This is a genomic window from Algoriphagus machipongonensis, assembly GCF_000166275.1.
Classification (GTDB): domain Bacteria; phylum Bacteroidota; class Bacteroidia; order Cytophagales; family Cyclobacteriaceae; genus Algoriphagus; species Algoriphagus machipongonensis.
In genome coordinates this window covers 3,667,857-3,686,231 of record NZ_CM001023.1, presented here as the reverse complement: position 1 = coordinate 3,686,231, position 18,375 = coordinate 3,667,857, and the positions used below count along the sequence as shown (strand labels likewise).

The 18,375-nt window shown below is 39.8% G+C and carries 19 protein-coding genes; 12 read left to right on the top strand and 7 right to left on the bottom strand.

Annotation, left to right across the window (positions count from 1 at the left end; translation table 11 throughout):
* Positions 1-102: 102 nt before the first annotated feature.
* Complete coding sequence (locus ALPR1_RS15515; protein ID WP_050776405.1) at positions 103-711, bottom strand: hypothetical protein; 609 nt, start codon at positions 709-711, stop codon at positions 103-105.
* Between the two features lie 327 nt (positions 712-1,038).
* On the opposite strand from ALPR1_RS15515, the gene ALPR1_RS15510 reads away from it, so the two are divergent.
* Positions 1,039-1,743, top strand: a complete 705-nt coding sequence (locus ALPR1_RS15510) for a ferritin-like domain-containing protein (protein WP_008202102.1) — start codon at positions 1,039-1,041, stop codon at positions 1,741-1,743.
* 24 nt (positions 1,744-1,767) lie between these two features.
* Positions 1,768-2,586, top strand: a complete 819-nt coding sequence (locus tag ALPR1_RS15505; protein ID WP_008202099.1) for a ferritin-like domain-containing protein — start codon at positions 1,768-1,770, stop codon at positions 2,584-2,586.
* A gap of 350 nt (positions 2,587-2,936) precedes the next feature.
* On the opposite strand, the gene ALPR1_RS15500 is transcribed toward ALPR1_RS15505, so the two are convergent.
* Positions 2,937-3,515 (bottom strand): GNAT family N-acetyltransferase, encoded by a 579-nt coding sequence (locus ALPR1_RS15500; protein ID WP_008202097.1) that lies wholly within the window; start codon positions 3,513-3,515, stop codon positions 2,937-2,939.
* A gap of 58 nt (positions 3,516-3,573) precedes the next feature.
* The gene (gene dinB, locus ALPR1_RS15495) at positions 3,574-4,764 is read right to left on the bottom strand and encodes a DNA polymerase IV (RefSeq protein WP_008202096.1); all 1,191 of its coding nucleotides are present in this window, start codon (positions 4,762-4,764) and stop codon (positions 3,574-3,576) included.
* A gap of 272 nt (positions 4,765-5,036) precedes the next feature.
* Here dinB and ALPR1_RS15490 point away from each other — a divergent pair, with 272 nt between their 5' ends.
* From ALPR1_RS15490 to ALPR1_RS15480, 3 genes are all read left to right on the top strand, one after another.
* A complete protein-coding gene (locus tag ALPR1_RS15490) occupies positions 5,037-5,375 on the top strand; it encodes a four helix bundle protein (protein WP_008202095.1) in 339 nt (112 codons plus the stop codon).
* Between the two features lie 354 nt (positions 5,376-5,729).
* Positions 5,730-6,425: an XRE family transcriptional regulator gene (locus tag ALPR1_RS15485; RefSeq protein WP_008202094.1), complete on the top strand. Its 696-nt coding sequence runs from the start codon at positions 5,730-5,732 to the stop codon at positions 6,423-6,425.
* Positions 6,426-6,514: 89 nt separating this feature from the next.
* A complete protein-coding gene (locus ALPR1_RS15480) occupies positions 6,515-6,979 on the top strand; it encodes a methylated-DNA--[protein]-cysteine S-methyltransferase (protein WP_008202093.1) in 465 nt (154 codons plus the stop codon).
* A 2-nt stretch (positions 6,980-6,981) separates the two neighbouring features.
* Here the strand turns inward: ALPR1_RS15480 and ALPR1_RS15475 are convergent, their stop codons facing one another.
* Positions 6,982-7,494 (bottom strand): RidA family protein, encoded by a 513-nt coding sequence (locus ALPR1_RS15475; protein ID WP_008202092.1) that lies wholly within the window; start codon positions 7,492-7,494, stop codon positions 6,982-6,984.
* Between the two features lie 75 nt (positions 7,495-7,569).
* Here ALPR1_RS15475 and ALPR1_RS15470 point away from each other — a divergent pair, with 75 nt between their 5' ends.
* Together ALPR1_RS15470 and ALPR1_RS15465 are read left to right on the top strand one after the other, a co-directional pair.
* Complete coding sequence (locus ALPR1_RS15470; protein WP_008202091.1) at positions 7,570-8,034, top strand: GNAT family N-acetyltransferase; 465 nt, start codon at positions 7,570-7,572, stop codon at positions 8,032-8,034.
* Positions 8,035-8,139: 105 nt separating this feature from the next.
* Positions 8,140-8,964, top strand: coding sequence for a universal stress protein (locus ALPR1_RS15465; RefSeq protein ID WP_008202085.1), 825 nt, complete (start codon positions 8,140-8,142; stop codon positions 8,962-8,964).
* 1 nt (position 8,965) lies between these two features.
* Here ALPR1_RS15465 and ALPR1_RS15460 read toward each other — a convergent pair whose 3' ends face one another.
* On the bottom strand, positions 8,966-9,889 hold the full coding sequence (locus tag ALPR1_RS15460; protein ID WP_008202084.1) for a DUF6089 family protein: 924 nt from the start codon (positions 9,887-9,889) through the stop codon (positions 8,966-8,968).
* A 52-nt stretch (positions 9,890-9,941) separates the two neighbouring features.
* On the bottom strand, positions 9,942-10,844 hold the full coding sequence (locus ALPR1_RS15455) for a mechanosensitive ion channel family protein (RefSeq protein WP_008202082.1): 903 nt from the start codon (positions 10,842-10,844) through the stop codon (positions 9,942-9,944).
* A 166-nt stretch (positions 10,845-11,010) separates the two neighbouring features.
* Between ALPR1_RS15455 and ALPR1_RS15450 the strand changes: the two genes are divergently transcribed.
* The 5 genes from ALPR1_RS15450 to ALPR1_RS15430 all read left to right on the top strand — a co-directional run bounded on the left by ALPR1_RS15450 (position 11,011) and on the right by ALPR1_RS15430 (position 17,505).
* On the top strand, positions 11,011-12,552 hold the full coding sequence (locus tag ALPR1_RS15450) for a GNAT family N-acetyltransferase (RefSeq protein WP_008202081.1): 1,542 nt from the start codon (positions 11,011-11,013) through the stop codon (positions 12,550-12,552).
* Positions 12,534-13,109, top strand: a complete 576-nt coding sequence (locus tag ALPR1_RS15445) for a KdsC family phosphatase (protein ID WP_008202080.1) — start codon at positions 12,534-12,536, stop codon at positions 13,107-13,109. Before ALPR1_RS15450 ends, ALPR1_RS15445 begins: the two co-directional genes overlap by 19 nt.
* Positions 13,106-13,954: a 3-deoxy-8-phosphooctulonate synthase gene (kdsA, locus tag ALPR1_RS15440; protein ID WP_008202079.1), complete on the top strand. Its 849-nt coding sequence runs from the start codon at positions 13,106-13,108 to the stop codon at positions 13,952-13,954. Before ALPR1_RS15445 ends, kdsA begins: the two co-directional genes overlap by 4 nt.
* An 11-nt stretch (positions 13,955-13,965) precedes the next feature.
* Positions 13,966-15,612: a L,D-transpeptidase family protein gene (locus tag ALPR1_RS15435; protein ID WP_008202078.1), complete on the top strand. Its 1,647-nt coding sequence runs from the start codon at positions 13,966-13,968 to the stop codon at positions 15,610-15,612.
* A 204-nt stretch (positions 15,613-15,816) separates the two neighbouring features.
* Positions 15,817-17,505: a L,D-transpeptidase family protein gene (locus tag ALPR1_RS15430; RefSeq protein WP_008202077.1), complete on the top strand. Its 1,689-nt coding sequence runs from the start codon at positions 15,817-15,819 to the stop codon at positions 17,503-17,505.
* Here ALPR1_RS15430 and ALPR1_RS15425 read toward each other — a convergent pair.
* Positions 17,456-18,166 (bottom strand): murein L,D-transpeptidase catalytic domain family protein, encoded by a 711-nt coding sequence (locus ALPR1_RS15425; protein WP_008202076.1) that lies wholly within the window; start codon positions 18,164-18,166, stop codon positions 17,456-17,458. The two genes, ALPR1_RS15430 and ALPR1_RS15425, sit on opposite strands and share 50 nt — an antisense overlap.
* Positions 18,167-18,375 lie beyond the last annotated feature (209 nt).

Here is an 18,375-nt window from a genome sequence, read left to right as displayed (position 1 = left end):
TCAATAATGAAAAATGATTTTCAAATACCTTATTTTATTTTTTGAGTCAAAGGGTGAAGATTGACTTCTCCACCCTTTAATTAATATGCTCATTTGAATGTTCTATTCACAAGAAACATTTGGATTAAACATGGTGAAAATACCGCTTGGATTATTTTTCCAGATCCAAATATGTAGCTGATAGTTATCAAAAGGAAGTGGTTCAGGGTCAAATGCTGTGTCAAATTCCTGCATTCCAAAGTATGGGACCATTTCATTTCCTGCATCCCATGCTTCCTTAACAATAACAAATTCCACTCCCACCAACTTCATTTGTCCATTTTTAGACATTTCATAAAGCAATGCTTCTGGCATGGTGGGATCATATTCCCCATCCATGGCGGCAAAATTAACGTAATGATACCCCATACCTCCAGCAGGAGAAGAGACACATTCTGACCCTTGAGCGTACCCATCCTCCATAGCCACTTCTATGTCGTGGTATTTTGCAGTAGCAGCTCGTAGGTTTGCCAGCATTTTAAGCGTTTCGGGATCCATTCTGAGGTTTTCTAATGAAAAAACTTCCGGGTAGACCTCCGTTTTTTCAACATTCGTGGTTGGATCTAATGGTTGATCCATACTACTTTCATCAGAAATACAACTTGATACAAGAACTGTCAATGTGAGCACCATTGCCAGCCCACAAAGCGAACTTTGAAAATAATTTTTCATGATTTTGGATTTTTGTTTGAAAAATGTGTGTAAATAAAAATTTAATTACCCTTAGCGGGTTCCTGAAGCAAAAATGATTGTAAGTCAATCGTTTATGCTCTTAATATAGTTAAAAAATTGGATTTTTAGACAGTAATAATAGTATTTTATTGAGACTAATATTTTTTTTCTTTCACTAAGAAGATCATTTTTTAATTCTTCTCAATCCAGTTGGCCAATAGACTTCGTAGTTCCTTCTAAATCATCCGACCGAAACTGTTTTGGTCATATGGTTTCATTTTTTCCATGGAAAACAAAACCGGATTATTAACCTAAACACAATCTAAAATGAAGAATGAATTGATCAAGCCTAAAGGACTGGTGACAAATACAAACAGGAGAAACTTCCTGAAATTTGGGACAATGTCTGTAGCAGGAGCGGGATTGCTTTTGATGGGCTGTAATGACGATGAAGATATGATGCCTCCAACCATGAATGAGGGGGTTAAATTGGGTTCTGGAGACATTGGTATATTGAATTATGCCTATGCTTTAGAGCAGCTGGAAGCGGCTTTTTACGCGACAGTGATGACAGGGGGCTATTTTGCCAACGCGAGTGCTGAAGAAAAAACAATCATGGGCGATTTAGAAAAGCATGAAAGAGCTCATAGAGAATTTTTCAAAGCAGCGTTAGGAGAAGCAGCAATAGCTGATTTAGAAGTGGACTTTAGCTCTATTGATTTTAATGACAGGGCATCTGTATTAGGAGCAGCTAAGACTTTTGAAGATTTAGGAGTTGCAGCTTATAATGGTGCCGGACAGTTTATTGAGAATGTTGATTACTTATTGATTGCGGGGAAAATCGTCTCTGTAGAGGCAAGACATGCTGCAGCGATTCGAGATTTGATCAACCCAGGTTCGGATGATTTTGCAGGAGATGATTTGATAGACTCAAATGGTCTAGAACGGACTTTGAATTTTACTGAAGTATTGACGGCAGCGTCCACTTATGTGACCACGCCGATTGATTTCAGTCAATTACCTACTAGCTAATATTCACCTTAACCACAAGAAGAAATGAACTTATTAAAATTGCTTGATACGATGTGCCCGGACACGAATAGTTCGGAAGAAAAAGATATGTTTTTCTCCAGAAGAGAGGCCTTCCGCCAGTTTGGAGATCTCAGTAAGAAGGTAGCTATGGCTGCAGTTCCACTGGGAGTTTTAACAGCTTTGCCAAAAGTGGCTAAAGCAGATACAGAAAGCTTGATAGGTGTTTTGAATTATGCCTTGACGCTGGAACATTTAGAATACAGGTATTACCAGATGGGAGTAGAGTCAGGAGTGATTGACGGTGCAGACCTGAATATTTTCACAAAAATCCGTGACCATGAGTTAGCACATGTCAACTTCCTAACAGAGGTAATCGGAAATGTACTGGGTGGAATGCCTGTTGCAGAACCTGAATTTGATTTCACCGCAGGAGGGAATTTCTCTCCATTTATGGACTATCCTACTTTCCTAGCACTTGCTCAGGCATTTGAAGATACTGGAGTAAGAGCTTACAAAGGACAGGCGGGAAATGTGATGGAATCTGATGTTGTTTTGACAGCGGCATTATCTATTCACTCAGTTGAGGCGAGACATGCTTCTATGGTGAGAAGATTGAGAACGAAAAAAGGTCAGGATACAGTAAAAGGTTGGATTACCAATGCAAGTATTGGATCTCTTCCTGCAGCTACGCAAGCTATTTATGCTGGAGAAGATAATGTGACTCATGGTGGAGTGGATGTTACATCACTTACAGGAATCGATGCCGCGGCAGTTTCTGAAGGATGGGACGAACCATTGAACAAGGATCAGGTATTAGGTATAGCTTCCTTGTTTTTAGCTTAGTTTTTATAGTTGGGTTAGGTGGGGAGATGTCATTTCTTTTGGGAATGGCATCTTTTTTATTGGGTCGCTACGCTCCCGAGATACGCCTCCGGCGAGATATAGTCATTATGCTCCTGAGATATGCTACGCGAAATACTATCTGCCTTTAGGCTATCTTGATTTATCTGCTCGCAGAGCTATCTTTTAAAAATGAGATAAGCCTTCCTACCTTCGGCAGGCAGGCGACGAGATATAGTCGCTACGCTCCCGAGATAAGCTACTCGAAATACTATCTGCCTTTAGGCTATCTTAACTTATCTGCTCGCAGAGCTATCTTTTTTATACTTCTGACTTCATCTTTCTGAATTCCATTATATTTCACCGACCGAAGGGAGGTTTATTTCTATTGTATTTCCAAGTATTATTTGATACAAACTACAAGGATTCAGATGCTTTGATTTTTTTAGATCTGGATGATCGAAGTCCAACCAATATTCCATTCCGATTTTTTGCATTACCCTGATCGAGGCTTTGTTGTCTGAAGAAGCTAGGGATAAGACTTCCTTGATTCCAAGCTCCTTTGCATACTCCAGGCATCGTTTTGCTCCTTCGGTAGAATAGCCATAGTTCCAGTATGTTTTTCTTATCCTCCATCCTATGTCCACGCAAGGAGTGAACTCGGCTTTGAAAGTTTTCCAGCCCAGCCCAATCATTCCTATTAGTTCTCCTGTTTTCATCAGATCTACTGCGAAATAACAATAGCCTTTCTCCTTATACATATTGTTCATTCGCTCCATCATCGCTTTTGACTCGTCTTTGGAAAGTGGCTTTTCAAAGTATTTCATGGTTTCCGGGTCGGAATTCATGGCGCTGAAGACGTCGAGGTCAGAATCTTGCCAAAGACGGAAACCTAGTCGTGAGGAGGTGAAGAGATGCTGCGTTGTTTTCAAACTATGTGGATTTGGAGCAATATCGGATATGGGAAATAGAATTTCAAATACTCTTTTATTAAACAGTCACCCCATTAAAAGGATTGAACCTCCTTCTTCCCACGCTCATTCCTACAGCTCGGCAGATGGTTTTTTCTCCAAACTTTCCATTGATTTTATCCATGGCTTGGTAGAGATTAATCTGCTCTTGGGTGTCCTCAAAGAGTTTGATCTGATAGTTGCCATAGACCAGCGAACTGAAACGCACTCCGATCAGACGGATGAGGACACGTCGGTTATAAAGCTTGCGGAAGAGTTCTTTCACCAATGGAATCAGCGTATGATCCGCCGAGGTGTAGGGGATACGTTGCTGTACAGTATGAGTGTCAAAATCCGAATAGCGAATCTTTACACTCACGCAGGCGGTCAATTGTAGGTTTTGACGAAGTTTTCCTGTGAGTTGCTCGCACATAGCCACCAGTGTCGCCTCCAGCATTTTCACATCGATGGTGTCCTGCTCAAAGGTGTTTTCGGTAGAGATGGACTTGGCTTCAGAATAGGGGGTGACCGGAGAGCGATCGATTCCATTGGCTTTTTCCCAGATCATATTTCCATTTTTTCCAAAAGTAGCCTGCAGGAGTTCGGCGGGCATTTGCTGCAATGTCTGCACCTTTTTGACTCCCATGTTGTAAAGGGTTTGCGATGTTTTTTCTCCGATCATGGGGATTTTCCGTACGGAAAGAGGGGCTAGAAAAGGCTTTTCCTCTCCGAATAGAATCTGCTTTTCATTGTTGGGTTTGGCCTCTCCGGTAGCGACTTTGGAGACAGTTTTGTTTTCTGAAAGCCCTAGAGAAATGGGTAATCCTGTTTCCTTCATGATACGCTGTCGGATCTGCTGCGAAAGCTTGAAGCAACCGAAAAAGCGATCCATTCCCGTTAGGTCGATGTAGAACTCGTCGATGGAGGATTTTTCAAATAGGGGAACTTCCTCCCGAATGATCTCGGTAACCTCGTGGGATTTTTGGCTATACTTTTCAAAATCTCCCCGAATGATCAATGCCTCGGGGCAAAGTTGCCGGGCTGTGCGCATGGGCATGGCTGAGTGCACCCCAAACTTCCTCGCCTCATAGCTGCAGGAAGCCACTACGCCACGATCTCCCGAGCCTCCGATTAGGATAGGTTTTCCGTTGAGTCGGCTGTCAAATAACCGCTCTACCGACACAAAATAGGAGTCCAAATCCATGTGTACGATACTTCTCTTCGCTTCCATTCTTTTGTTAATTATATTGACATTTTAATGTTTATAATTTAAACAAAAGTTTTATATTTGAGTATAGAAAATAAAAGATTGAAGGAGGTTGACAGAAAGAGAAAGATAAGCTTCGCGAGATATGCCTGCGGCGAGATAGGGGAAGATAGGCTTCGTCAGATATCTGCAGTGCTATCTTATTTCTATCTGCTTGAAGAGCTATCAGATATCGCTTCGCTCCTGAGATAAGCCTTTGGCGAGGTAAGTGTGACTTTCTAAATAGCTCATATAATATGGAAACAAAGTCGAAATTTATACCTGTAAAGGAACTTGAGATATATCAATTGTCGAGAAGATTATCGTCTAAGGCATGGTCAATTTATCAGCGATTAGACTATCATCTCCGAAAAAACTGGGGAGATCAAATGATAAGTTCAATAGACACGGTAGGAGCAAATATCGCTGAAGGGTATGCAAGATTCCATTTTCTTGACCGAGTGAAGTTTTACTATATAGCCAGAGCATCCCTTTCTGAAAGCGTTGAGCATTGGATTGATTTGGGATTTGAGCGTAAAATAGTTTTAGAAGAAGAGTATAGTAAAATCCATTTTATCGCGAAAAGATTACACTAAATAGGCAAATCAAAATAAGTTATGATGCGAAAAAGAAAGTCTAATCATTTGAACATCTGTCTTTAGGCTATCTTAACCTATCTGCCCGCAGGGCTATCTTTTATTGATAAGATATGCTTTGCAATGATAGGTCGTTTCGCTCCTGAGATAAGCCTTCGGTGAGATAGGATTCGTAAGATATAATCAACTTAGCTTCCTAAGATAGCTTTCGGTCAGTCCGAGCGGAGTCGAGGACTAGGCTTCGACTCCGCTCAGCCTGACATCTGGCTTAAGTTCTATCTTGAATTATCTGCCTTTAGGCTATCTTATTTCTATCTGCTCGAAGAGCTATCTTTTTTAATAAAAAGACAAAAAATGACTCTAAATACCAATATTAAATTCCTTAGAAAACAAAAAAATCTCACCCAAGAGATCATGGCTTCGACGATCGGGATTTCCAGATCTAAGCTCGCAGGGTATGAGTCCAGTGTCAATCCACCGCTAGACACCTTAGTGAAACTGTCGGATGCGCTGGGAGTGTCTTTGGATATCTTATTGCGTGAGGACTTGACTTCGTATTCGGAATACAAACTCCGGGAATTGCTGGAAACAGATCAATTTCTGCGAGGTAGGAAGCTGCGTATCTTAGCCACGACAGTAGACGAGCAGGGGAGAGAGTTGATTGAAGTGGTTTCGCAACGCGCCAAGGCAAGTTACCTGGCGGGCTTTGCCGATCCAGAATATATTTCTGAGTTGCCTAGGTTTGCTTTGCCCTTCTTGCCAACGGATAAAAAACACCGGGTATTTCAGGTGGATGGAGATTCCATGTTGCCGATACCAGATGGAGCATGGATTGTCTGTGAGTATGTGGATGATTGGTTGGCTGTAAAGGATGGGGAGCGATATGTCATCGTCACCGAGCAGGATGGAGTAACTTTCAAACTAGCTTACAACCGTATTCAATCAGACCAAAAGCTATTGCTTTGTTCTGCAAATCCGATCTATCCGCCTTTTGAAGTGGAAATTGATCAAGTGAGAGAAATCTGGAGGTATCGCTTGGCGATGAGTTGATTGATTAAATAATACATTGGAAATAAGTCTCACTTCGCTCGACGAAATACAATAGAAATAGATTAACCTTACATATAATCTTTTATTTGATGCCAATAATAGTTACCTCACTAGGAAATGTCCTCTTGGAAATTCAAGATGAAAAACTCACCCGACTTCAATTTACCCAAGATGCTTTGAGTGAAGAACCCTTGCAAGGAATGGCCAAAGAGGTGAAGCATCAACTGGATGAATACTTGTCCGGAAAGAGGAAATCTTTTGATCTTCCTCTTGAGTTAGAAGGCACGGATTTTCAAAAAAGTGTCTGGAAGGCGGTGAATGAAATCCCTTTTGGACAGACAACCACTTATATGAAGCTATCGCAAAAGCTTGGGAATGTAGCTGCAATCCGAGCTGTCGGTGCTGCCATTGGCGCCAATCCTGTTTTAGTGATTGTGCCTTGTCATCGAATTATCGGGACGGATGGGAAACTGACTGGCTATGCAGGAGGCTTGGAAAGAAAACAAGCTTTGCTGGAGATAGAAGGATTTCCAGTACAGCAAAGCTTGTTTTGAGTTTAGTCTTTCAGTTCGACGATTACCTCAATCTCCACTGCGATATCATTAGGCAAAGCAGCAACGCCTACTGCGGATCGGGCGTGTTTCCCAGCTTCTCCAAAAACTTCTACCATCAAGTCTGAAAAGCCATTGATTACAGCAGGATGCTTGGTGAAATCAGGTGCAGAATTTACCATTCCCAGGACTTTTACAAATTGCTTGATTCGGCTTAGGTCACCTCCTGTAGCTGCTTTGAGCACTGCCAGGATTTCGATTCCAGTTTCTCTAGCGGCTTGGTAACCTTCTTCCACGGTGAGATCTGCACCTACTTTTCCAAAAACATCAGGTCCATTTCCAGCTAAATAAAGTGTGTTTCCCACTTGTCTCCATTTTACATAAGTTCCCATTGGAGTACCCACTTCAGGTAGTTCTAGTCCCAATGCTTTAATTTTTTCTTCTGGGCTTTGTGCCTGAGCAATGAAAGGAAGGCAAAACGAAATTGCCAATGCGACAAGTATTTGTTTTAAATTCATGTGTTGGTTGGTTTTTAGTATTCCTAAGCTAAGCGATTCTTATTACTTTTATAGCCTTATTAACCCCAAATTTACATGAGCGAGCTGGCTATCATTCCATTTTCATCAGATCTCAAATCTGAATTTGAGATGATTAATAAAACCTGGGTAGAGGAATATTTTACTTTGGAGCCTTTTGATGTGGCTCAGTTAGAAAACCCGGAAAAAACCATTATTGAAGCAGGTGGTGATATTGTTTTTGCGAAAATGGGGGATGAGATCGTTGGGACGGTTGGTTTGGCAAAAGTGGAGGATGGTGTCTTTGAAATGGTAAAAATGGGAGTGAAAAAGAGCGCTCAAGGCCATGGTGTTGGCATGTTTTTAGGAAAAGCAATCCTTGAGAAAGCAAAAGAAATGGGAGGGACTAAAATGGTGCTTTACAGCAGTACCAAGCTCCAGCCTGCTCTCCATATTTATAAGAAACTGGGTTTTGTAGAATCTGTGCCTGAAGCAGGAAAATACTGTCGCTGTGATGTGAAAATGGTTTTAGATTTGGTCTAGTCACTATTTTAAAACAGGATTTTTATCATGTTTACAACTGATCTTCCTTAAGGATTGTAGCTTGATTTATTAGGATATTGAGTTTTGAGCAAAATTCTATGAATCATGAAAACATTACTTGTACCATTTGATTTTTCCCCCTATTCTGTAGCTGCTTTGCGTACTGCTTATAAAATAAGTCAAAAGTCAGGAGCTGAAATTCTGTGTGTAACCGTCATTCCAACAGAGTTGGATTGGGAGTTTTTATCGGAGAAGGAGAAATCCAAACATCCTCAAATTCAGCAAGAATATGAGGAAGCTTCGGAGTTGTTACCCAACTTTTTTAAGACAATTGCTCCAGCCAAAGCGCCTATTCAGGCAATCGTGAAAATAGGTGTACCGAATGATTTGATTCTTAAAGTAGCCCATGAATATGCTCCCGAATTGATCGTTTTGGGTGCTTATGGGAAGGGAAATGAAGGAAGTAACTTTATTGGTAGCACCTTACAAAAAGTATTAAGAAATGCAGCTTGTCCTGTGTTGGCCGTAAAAGAACCCGTAGATGGTAATGTGTTTCGTAAAATTGCTTTTGCCTCAAGTTTTACCCACGAAGCAAAAGAAGCTTTTTCTTTAATTAAACCTCTGGTCAAGCTTTTTAGAGCTAGCGTCCATTTAGTTTATATCAATACACCGGATCACTTTATTGATTCTGTGGAGTTGCAGGAAAGGATGAATCAGTTTGTCAAAGGAAATGAAGAAGTGACTTTTCATCCACATACTTTCAACTTCCAGAGTGTAGGGTTGGGATTGGAGAAATTTGGGGAGCTCAATAAAGTACACCTTGTTGCTCTAGTCACTGGGCATCATGAAAAGATTCCAAGTTACCAGATAGGTACTACTGAAAGCCTTGTTTATAAAAGTGACTTGGCTGTATTGAGTGTAAAAATCTAATTTACCAGAATCTAAATCGTTTCTCGTAAAGTCTGTTTCGGAATATCCAGTTCTCAAAAATATCTTCAGATAAATGGATTTCAAGCCCCACATTGATGGTCATATATCCGTCAAAGCGATGTCTTAGACCAGACCCTCTACGGATTCTGCCGCCGTTTTGTAAGATTTTATCTACATCCGGCATGCCATTGTCATCTAAATACCTAGGGTTTCTAATGGCTAATCTCAATCGGTCGGGGTTACTTCCATCCACATAGTCTTCCACTAAGTCCAGATAAAATTCACTGACATTGTAGGCAGAGATATCATCCATATAATCGGTCAGAGTGAATCGATAATTTCCTTCAATGATTAAATCCATGTAGACATTCAACTTATATTTAAGTCCAAGTCCCATAGGGAAAGCAATGATATACCGCTCATATGGATTGTTTTCAAGCTGCAATGGACGTAAATCCACCCATTCCCCATCCAATTGAGTTTCTGGGTTGTTAGTGGATAAAGCCAAACCAGCGAAGATATAAGGGTTCCAAAGTGGTCTATGGATATTAGGAACTTTGACAGGATGCCAATGGTATTCTATGATACTGGATATCTCCCAGTTTTTTGCTCTAAAAGTCAGGTTTCTTGGAAATCTATAAGCTCTTGGATCAGAGGGTTCATCGGCCCCAGACATTTTATAATAAGTGCCTTCCAGTCTGGCCCTGAGGTTGGTGCCTATGGTTCTTCGAATAGCGAAATTTGCATTCCAATCCGGTTGAATCCCTTCGCTGTATTTCCAAAAAGAATATAACTCACCAAAATATTGAGTAGGTCCAATGCTAGCAGAAATAGACCAGGGCTCTTCAAACCTATATCTATAGAAACTTTGAGAATGGGCTGACCAAGCGCTCAAAAATAGACATATGAATAACAGTTTTCTCATGATAAACCCCGTGAATTCCTATACGAAAAGATATAGATGTCGAAAATTAAGTCTATTTACTTATATTTTCAAACCCAGATCGTAAATGTAGGTCTCGCTGAGGGAATGGTATTTCAACCCCCTCTTCCCCAAATCTCCTAAATATCTCGTAATAAAGCTGGCTTTTTAAGATTTTTGGTCGGTTAATATACTCTGAAGTCCAGACTCGTAGATTGAAATTGATGGAGCTGTCACCATAATCTTCAAATAGAACATCTGGTTCAGGGACACTCAAGACTCCTTTATGTGCTTTGGCTACTTCCATTAAAATGGCTTTTACTTTTTCAGGATTCTCCTTGTAAGATACTCCTACAGCGAAATTAAATCGGATGTTTCTATCATTGTGAGACCAATTTATTACTTGACTATCAATGAATTGACTGTTCGGAACGATGATGGAAATATTATCATTTGTCACAATCATAGTAGATCGTGCAGAGATTTTAATGACATCTCCAGTGACATCTCCAACTTCAATTCGATCACCCACTTTTATAGGTTGCTCAAAAAGGATAATAAGTCCAGAGATAAAATTGTTGGTGATGTTTTGAAGTCCAAAACCGATACCTACACCAAGCGCACCTGCTAAGATTCCAAAAGCACTCAGGTCAATTCCATTGGTTTGGAGAATAGAAAAAATACCCGCTAAAATTAAAATGTATTTGACCATTGTACCAATAGACTGCCTTGTTCCGGTATCTATCTGGTATCTATTCAAGACTTTGTGAACCATAAATCTTCGGATCCACTCCGTCACGATAAAAAGGAAAACAAAAGAAATTGATAGGGTAAGAATCAATCCTACTGTCAATTGTGATTCCCCTAAATTGAAAAGGCTGTAATTCATTAGCTCCTGAAACCATTCAATGAATGATTGAGCTTTTTCTTTTGCGACTTGATTTAAGTTGTCTTGCATAGAGACTCGGGTGCTTTATCGAAATTTCACTTTTAAAAATATTGATAAATAGGGTCTTAAACTATATATATTTGAGCCTCTTTAAAAGCCCAAAAGAATATTTAGCACTAAATGTGGTGAAACTTGGCTTTTAATGTATTTGATTTGATTCTGTTAATTTTGGCATATGAGTAAGATTAAAGAAGAACTAGAGCATAGACTGCGGCTTCGAAATATAAAACTTTCGGACTATGAGGATATCCGAGGGATCATGACTTCTATTTATAAAAACCCAAATGGTGTTTGGACAAAAGAAGAACTCAAAAATCAATTACGAGTTTTTCCCGAAGGTCAGATTTGTATTGAGGATAATGGAAAAGTTGTAGCTGCTGCTTTGAGCCTAATTGTAGATTATAACCAATTTGGAGATAATCATACCTATGATGAAATCACCGGTTACGGTAAATTTGATACCCATACAGAAGATGGAGATACCTTGTACGGTACTGATATTTTTGTAGATAAAGAATATCGCGGTATGCGAATTGGGAGAAGGTTGTATGATGCTCGAAAGGAGCTTTGTGAGAACCTAAACCTCCGATCCATTATTGCTGGTGGTAGAATTCCTGGGTATGCAGATTATGCGGATGAAATGACTCCTCGGAAATACATTGACTTAGTCAAAAACAAGGAGATTTTTGATTCTGTGCTGTCATTTCAGTTGGCTAATGAATTCCATGTAAGGAAAGTGATTACCAAATATCTTCCGGAAGATACAGATTCCAGAGCCTATGCAACGCTTCTAGAATGGATCAATATCTATTACGAAAAGGACGAAAAGCTAATAGGTAACAAAAAATCCATCGTCAGATTGGGTTTGGTTCAGTGGAAGATGCGTCGATTTTCCAATGTAGATGATTTGATGCAACAAGTGGAGTTCTTTGTAGATACTGTCTCTGGCTATAAATCTGATTTCTGCTTACTTCCTGAGTTTTTCAATGCACCTCTCTTGGCAGAGTTCAATGATATGGATGCCTCAGAAGCTATACGGAATTTGGCCGATTATACTAATGAAATTGTCTCGAGAATGAGTGACTTGGCGGTTTCTTATAATGTGAACGTCATCGGGGGATCTATGCCAGAATACGATGGTAAGAAACTCAGGAATGTCAGCTATTTATGTAGGAGAGATGGAACCCAGGCCAAGCAATACAAACTTCATATCACGCCAGATGAAGCGGCTTATTGGGGGCTTCAAGGCGGTAATGGAATAAACGTTTTTGATACGGATGCCGGAAGAATTGGGATATTGATCTGTTATGATGTGGAGTTTCCAGAATTGGGAAGAATTCTCGCAGAGCAAAATATGGATATTCTGTTTGTGCCATTTTGGACAGATACCAAAAATGCATTCCTCAGGGTAAATACCTGCGCCAAATCCAGGGCAATTGAAAATGAATGCTATGTTGCCATCACTGGTTCAGTAGGTAACCTGCCTAAAGTTGAAAACATGGATATTCAGTATTCACAAGCGGCAATTTTTTCTCCTTCTGATTTCTCTTTTCCTCATGATGCAGTAGTTGCACAGGCTTCAGAAAATGAAGAGACGATTATTGTAGCAGATGTGGATTTAGATTTGTTAACGAAGCAAAGGAAGGCTGGAAGTGTCAGAAATTTAGAACAAAGACGATTAGATTTATACTCAATCCAATGGAAGCAGAAAAAGTAATTTCCGAATATTTCTCAAATGTCCCGGATGAAATATGGGAAAAAGCGAAAAATGTAAAAGTTCTAATCACGGATATAGATGGTGTCATGACTGATGGTGGAATTATCTATGATGACCAAGGCTTAGAGTTTAAAAAGTACAATGTGAAAGACGGGATGATCGTCAAGCATTTAAGAAGATCTGGAATCCTCGTCGGTGCCATCACCGGGAGGGAATCGCAGGTGGTTATGAACCGCTGTGAGGAACTCAAATTCGATTTTCATTACCATGGAGTAAAGAATAAAGGAAAGAAGCTAAACGATTTAATGGAGATCATGGAAATTGATCTGGAGACGGTCGCTTATATTGGAGATGATTTAATAGATGTGCCGATTCTCAGTCGGGTAGGTTTAGCAATTGCTCCTGCTGATGCCGTGAGCTATGTCAAGCCTTTTGCGCATTGGGTGACACAAAGTAAAGGTGGGGAAGGCGTTTTTAGAGAAGTTGGGGACTTGATACTACACAGTAAAGGCAAGCTAATCCCAATCATTGAAAGTCTGTCAAAAAAAGAAGCATGAATAGAAATAATAAACCAATGAAAATCACCGATTCGGTGGTTTTAGGAGAGGATAAACCTGTATTGTTTTCTGGGCCTTGTGCCGTGGAAAGCTTTGATATTTGTATGGAAATTGGTACAAAAGTGAAAGCTTGGGCAGAGGAACATGGCTTTTCCTATGTTTTCAAAGCCTCTTTTGATAAAGCCAACAGAACCTCCTCTGGTTCTTTCAGAAGTATAGGTATGGACAAGTCTCTGGAAGTTTTGCAGCGAGTAGGCAAAGCACTTGACGTTCCCTTAGTGACTGATATCCATGAAAGTTACCAAGCCAAAGACGTTGCCGAGGTAGTGGATGTCTTACAAATTCCAGCTTTTTTATGCCGGCAAACGGATTTGCTATTGGCAGCAGGAGAGACTGGAAAAGCAGTGAAAATTAAACGCGGTCAATTCATGGCTCCAGAAGACATGCAATACGCCGTGACCAAAGTAAGGTCCACAGGAAATGAAAATGTCTGTTTGACGGAAAGAGGATTTTCTTTGGGTTACCATAACCTTGTTGTAGACATGAGAGGCTTGCCTATTATGAGACAATTTGCTCCGGTGGTTTTTGATATTACCCATTCGGTGCAGCAGCCTGGAGGACAAGGAGGGACTTCTGGAGGACAACGTGAATTTGCCCCAATCTTAGCGAGAGCAGCAGCTGGAACAGGGATAGATGGCTTTTTTATTGAAACCCACCCAGAGCCTGCAAAAGCCTTGAGTGACGGTCCAAATTTGATTCCTCTCCACAAAATGGGAGCATTTTTGGAAATGCTTAAAGAAGCTTGGAAAGTGGGGAGAAAATATCAAGATTTCGAAATTCAATAAAAGCCTGATTCATGAGTAGAACGATTTTTATATCTTTTTCGCTAGTATTTTTTACTTTCTCCAGCCTTGTCTTTGCTCAATCAGATGAAGAGGTGGCAGAGTTAATCAGATTTAGAATGGAATCTGATGTGCCCATGGAAAATATTGAAATCCGTAATACGTCCTTATTGACTGCGGATGATATCATCCATTTTTACAATGACCGTGAATTTAAAAATGCATGGTCAGTTGGAGGAATATTAACAGAAGAAGCTTATGAGTTAAGGTTTGAGATTAAACAGGCCGAATTTGATGGTTTGGTGCCAGAGGATTATCATTTGAATGTTATAGAGTCATTCTTTTCCACCTTTGAGTCAAATAAGGAAAATGGTATCAAAAATGCTCCGGGTGATCTGGCTGATTTAGATATTTTCTTAAGTGATGCTTTTTTTAAATTGGCCAGAAACTTAGAAATAGGGAAGGTGGATCCTTCGCAGTTTGGTGAGGATTGGGAGATTGCCAGAAAAGAGCCTACGAATGATTATCCTACACTATTGGAAAAAGCGGTAGCAACAAAAGCTATTCGTAAAAGTTTGGAGAGTTTGTACCCGAAATTCAGTATTTATAAAAAGGGTAGAGAGGTAATTCGTGAGCTTTCAGAAAAAGTGAAAGAAGATACTTTGAATTGGAAGAAAGTTAAAATCTCCAAATCCATTCATGTAGGAGATTCTAATTCCGACATTCCCAGACTAAGAGAAAGACTGATTTACTGGGAGCTTTTGGAAGAGTATGCTGTCCAAGATGAAAAGGTGTATGACTCTATCATGATGGATGGAATCAAGGATTTTCAAGGGACTCATGGTTTAGATATCGATGGGGTGATTGGCCCACAGACAGCTCAAGCATTCAATGATTCTCCCAAAGATCGATTGAACAAGGCTAGGGTTAATATGGAGCGTTTGAGGTGGCTTCCCGATACAGTCAAGAATGCTGAGTTTATATTGGTGAATTTAGCCAACTTCCAATTGGACTATTTAAAAAATTTAGACACCCTGATTTCGGAGCGTGTGATTGTAGGTAGGAAATACCATGAGTCCCCGATTTTTATGGCGGAGATGAGCTACATCGTTTTTAGCCCCTATTGGAATATTCCTTATTCGATTACCCATAGTGAAATCATTCCAAGCGTCAGGAAAAACCCCAATTACATTGCTGCTAAAAACATGGAGGTCGTTACCTCATCTGGAAAGGTCTTAGATCCTTCTACCATTAACTGGAATTCTAAATCTTTTCCCTACATGGTTCGTCAAAAACCAGGGCCAGGAAATTCTTTAGGCCTGGTGAAGTTTATGTTTCCCAATAAGCATAATGTTTACATTCATGATACCAATGCCCGTTCATTGTTTGCACTGGATGATAGAGCAAGAAGTCATGGTTGTATCCGAATTCAAAACCCTCAGGATTTCGCCAAAGAACTTTTATCCTATGACCCTTATTGGACAAGTGAAAAAATTGATGAAGCCATGCACCAGACCCATGAAAAAGTAGTGCAGCTGGATCGCCATATTCCAGTAGTCTTGGTGTATTTAACCTTTTGGGCAGATTCCAAAGGAGAGGCTCACTTTAGGGAAGATATCTATGAAAGGGATGAGGAAGTGCTGGTTGCATTAGGTAAATAATACCAAAAAGTATTGCCTTTGCTTTCCCCAAATCCGGTAATCTTTTTCTCTAAAAAGAAATATCAATGTGGCGTAAAATCTCATTTTTCCATCAAAATGAGCCTTGAAAGCAATTTTAAGCTGATTTTTTAAAATGCTTCATATGGAGCATTCAATTTGAAGTAGAGGGAGTAGGTCTATTATTAATGATAGCCACTCCGAACTATGAAAAACAAACCACTTATTATCTTATTTGTGCTGTTTTTAGTCACAGCAGCATTCTTTTTATTCACCAAACTTCAGCGATCAGATTTGACCGAGGAAATCGAAACTAGGCTATCTAAGTTCGAGGAGGGTCAATCGGTTCAAATTGAAGGTAAAAGATTTCAGACTTCTGATGAACTCAAGTCTTTTTATAAAAACCGAGAGTTTGAAGAGGTTTGGTCAAAGAATGGAAAGATCAATTCTACAGCCAATGATTTTCTTGAAGAGTTGGAAAATGTAAAATACGATGGGTTAAATCCAGAGGATTATAATCTTGCTTTGATCCAGGAGTTTTTTGAAGATATCAAAAGCCAACAAAAGATATTAAAACCGAAGTCTACACCAGAATTGGTAGACTTGGACTTTCTAATGACCGATGCGTTTTTTAGGCTAGCTAAGGATTTGGAGTTGGGTAAAATAGGCCCTGAATCACGAGGTACCTATTGGAAGCTTGAGGCAAAAGAGTCAAACACAGATCCTCTAGAACTGCTGAATTCCGTTGCTGAAGGAGAGGACATAGAAGATGCATTGGCTAGCCTCTATCCAAAGTTAGATATGTATAGTAAAGGAAGAGAAGTCTTGAAAACACTTTATGAAACCAGTGAAAGAGATACTTTAAACTGGAAGCAAGTGAGTTTTGAGCAATCCCTCAAAGTGGGAGATAGAAACCAGTCTGTTCCCAAGCTTAGAGAAAGACTTCAGTTTTGGGGTTTTCTGGATACCTATGAGACAGAAGATGAATTGCTTTTTGATTCCACTATGTGGGAAGGTCTGAAAAAGTACCAAATAGAAAATGGAATGAAACCGGATGGAGCGATTGGAGATTTGACCGCTGGTTTTCTCAATGATTCACCAGAAAAATTAATAGACATTGCTTCTGTCAACATGGAGCGAATGCGTTGGCTTCCAGAAATCAATTGGGATGAGGAACTGGTACTCGTAAATATTGCCAATTATCAATTAGATTATTTGGATAAAGGGGATACAACTTTAAGTGCCAAAGTCATTGTGGGTAAAGAATATAATGAGTCTCCGGTGTTTTCTGCACCTATGAGCTACATTGTTTTTAGTCCCTATTGGAATATCCCTTCTTCCATTACTCAAGATGAAATACTTCCTTCCCTGAAAAAGAATAAGGCCTACCTACAGGAGAAAAATATGGAGGTTGTGTCAAACACAGGAGAGGTCTTGGACCCTAATAAGGTGAATTGGAAAGAAAAAGATGGAGAGGAATTTCCTTTTAGAATTAGGCAAAAACCAGGAGGTTCTAACTCATTGGGATTGGTGAAATTTATGTTCCCTAATGATTACAACATCTATATTCATGATACACCAGCAAGAAGTCTATTTCAGAGAGAGTCAAGAGCTTTGAGTCATGGATGTATTCGAATACAGTATCCTGATCAATTTGCAAAATCCTTACTGAGGGATAAAAAATGGACTACTGAAAAGATTTCTGAAGCGATGCATCAAGAAAATGAGGAGGTAGTGAAATTAAATAGGGAGGTTCCTGTATTACTTCTATACCTGACATTTTGGACAGACGATAAAGGCCAAGGACATTTCCGACCTGATATTTACAATAGGGACGCGGAGTTGCTCAAAGCCCTGCGATCTGCTCCGAAGGCTGAATCAATTGAGAGGTCTTAAGATATTTTTCATCTTGACCATAAATAAAAAGAAGTGATCCTTCTTTTATGAAATCTATCGCTTTTGATGATATTTCAGAAGGTAAGGCAGGGCAGCCTAAGCTTCTTCCTAGTCGACCAACGCTTTTGGCAAATTCTTCACGAGCATAATCAGCTCCGTGAATAACAATCGCTCTATTTCTGGCCTGATCATTAAATCCTTTTTCTAAACCATCCAGACGTAAAGAATAGCCATGTTTACCATGGTAGGTTTCTGCAGTTTTATAAAAGCCCAAGCTACTTTTGTAAGATTCTGGAGTATTGGAAAAGGTCGTTGCCATTAAATTCCCTGAATTTCTGCCATGAGAAACGACCGATTGAAGTAACACTTCCTGTTTATGAGGATCGATGATCCAAAGGCGTTTTTCAGTAGAAGGTAAGCTAAAGTCTATGATGGTGACTACATGTGATTTCAGTTCACTACTTAAATTTTTCCATCCTTGCATGGCCAACTCAAATACTTCCTTTTTGGGTAGAGTTGAGGTTTTTTCAGCTAATTGATCGTAAAGGGATGTTGGATTTTCGGATTCAATGACCGTTTCTACTTTTTCGATCGATGCAGGTGAAGGCGTATGTAAGCTGAAAATCCAAAGAATGGGAATTAGGAAATTTGATGTAATCATATAATCTGGGTGATATCGTAAAGGTACAAGCAGAAAATTTATTTTAAAAGTTCCATCTAATCAGAACTTTATGATTTAAGTCACTTTTAGGACATTGGATGAGGGGAACCTAAATAGGCAGATTTCCCGTTATTAAGGCGCTAGGGTTAATAACGGTTTTTCATGCCGAATATTATTCTGTACTTTTGCAGGATATTTAAAATTAAACC

Excerpts from the sequence above, each read along its gene's own strand:
- ALPR1_RS15430 (WP_008202077.1), top strand. The coding sequence starts at position 15,817 with ATGAAAAACAAACCACTTATTATCTTATTTGTGCTGTTTTTAGTCACA.
- ALPR1_RS15460 (WP_008202084.1), bottom strand. The coding sequence starts at position 9,889 with ATGAGAAAACTGTTATTCATATGTCTATTTTTGAGCGCTTGGTCAGCC.
- ALPR1_RS15470 (WP_008202091.1), top strand. The coding sequence starts at position 7,570 with ATGAGCGAGCTGGCTATCATTCCATTTTCATCAGATCTCAAATCTGAA.
- ALPR1_RS15425 (WP_008202076.1), bottom strand. The coding sequence starts at position 18,166 with ATGATTACATCAAATTTCCTAATTCCCATTCTTTGGATTTTCAGCTTA.
- ALPR1_RS15445 (WP_008202080.1), top strand. The coding sequence starts at position 12,534 with ATGGAAGCAGAAAAAGTAATTTCCGAATATTTCTCAAATGTCCCGGAT.
- ALPR1_RS15490 (WP_008202095.1), top strand. The coding sequence starts at position 5,037 with ATGGAAACAAAGTCGAAATTTATACCTGTAAAGGAACTTGAGATATAT.
- ALPR1_RS15515 (WP_050776405.1), bottom strand. The coding sequence starts at position 711 with ATGAAAAATTATTTTCAAAGTTCGCTTTGTGGGCTGGCAATGGTGCTC.
- ALPR1_RS15465 (WP_008202085.1), top strand. The coding sequence starts at position 8,140 with ATGAAAACATTACTTGTACCATTTGATTTTTCCCCCTATTCTGTAGCT.
- ALPR1_RS15435 (WP_008202078.1), top strand. The coding sequence starts at position 13,966 with ATGAGTAGAACGATTTTTATATCTTTTTCGCTAGTATTTTTTACTTTC.
- ALPR1_RS15485 (WP_008202094.1), top strand. The coding sequence starts at position 5,730 with ATGACTCTAAATACCAATATTAAATTCCTTAGAAAACAAAAAAATCTC.
- ALPR1_RS15455 (WP_008202082.1), bottom strand. The coding sequence starts at position 10,844 with ATGCAAGACAACTTAAATCAAGTCGCAAAAGAAAAAGCTCAATCATTC.
- ALPR1_RS15480 (WP_008202093.1), top strand. The coding sequence starts at position 6,515 with ATGCCAATAATAGTTACCTCACTAGGAAATGTCCTCTTGGAAATTCAA.
- ALPR1_RS15475 (WP_008202092.1), bottom strand. The coding sequence starts at position 7,494 with ATGAATTTAAAACAAATACTTGTCGCATTGGCAATTTCGTTTTGCCTT.
- ALPR1_RS15510 (WP_008202102.1), top strand. The coding sequence starts at position 1,039 with ATGAAGAATGAATTGATCAAGCCTAAAGGACTGGTGACAAATACAAAC.
- ALPR1_RS15505 (WP_008202099.1), top strand. The coding sequence starts at position 1,768 with ATGAACTTATTAAAATTGCTTGATACGATGTGCCCGGACACGAATAGT.
- ALPR1_RS15450 (WP_008202081.1), top strand. The coding sequence starts at position 11,011 with ATGAGTAAGATTAAAGAAGAACTAGAGCATAGACTGCGGCTTCGAAAT.
- dinB (WP_008202096.1), bottom strand. The coding sequence starts at position 4,764 with ATGGAAGCGAAGAGAAGTATCGTACACATGGATTTGGACTCCTATTTT.
- kdsA (WP_008202079.1), top strand. The coding sequence starts at position 13,106 with ATGAATAGAAATAATAAACCAATGAAAATCACCGATTCGGTGGTTTTA.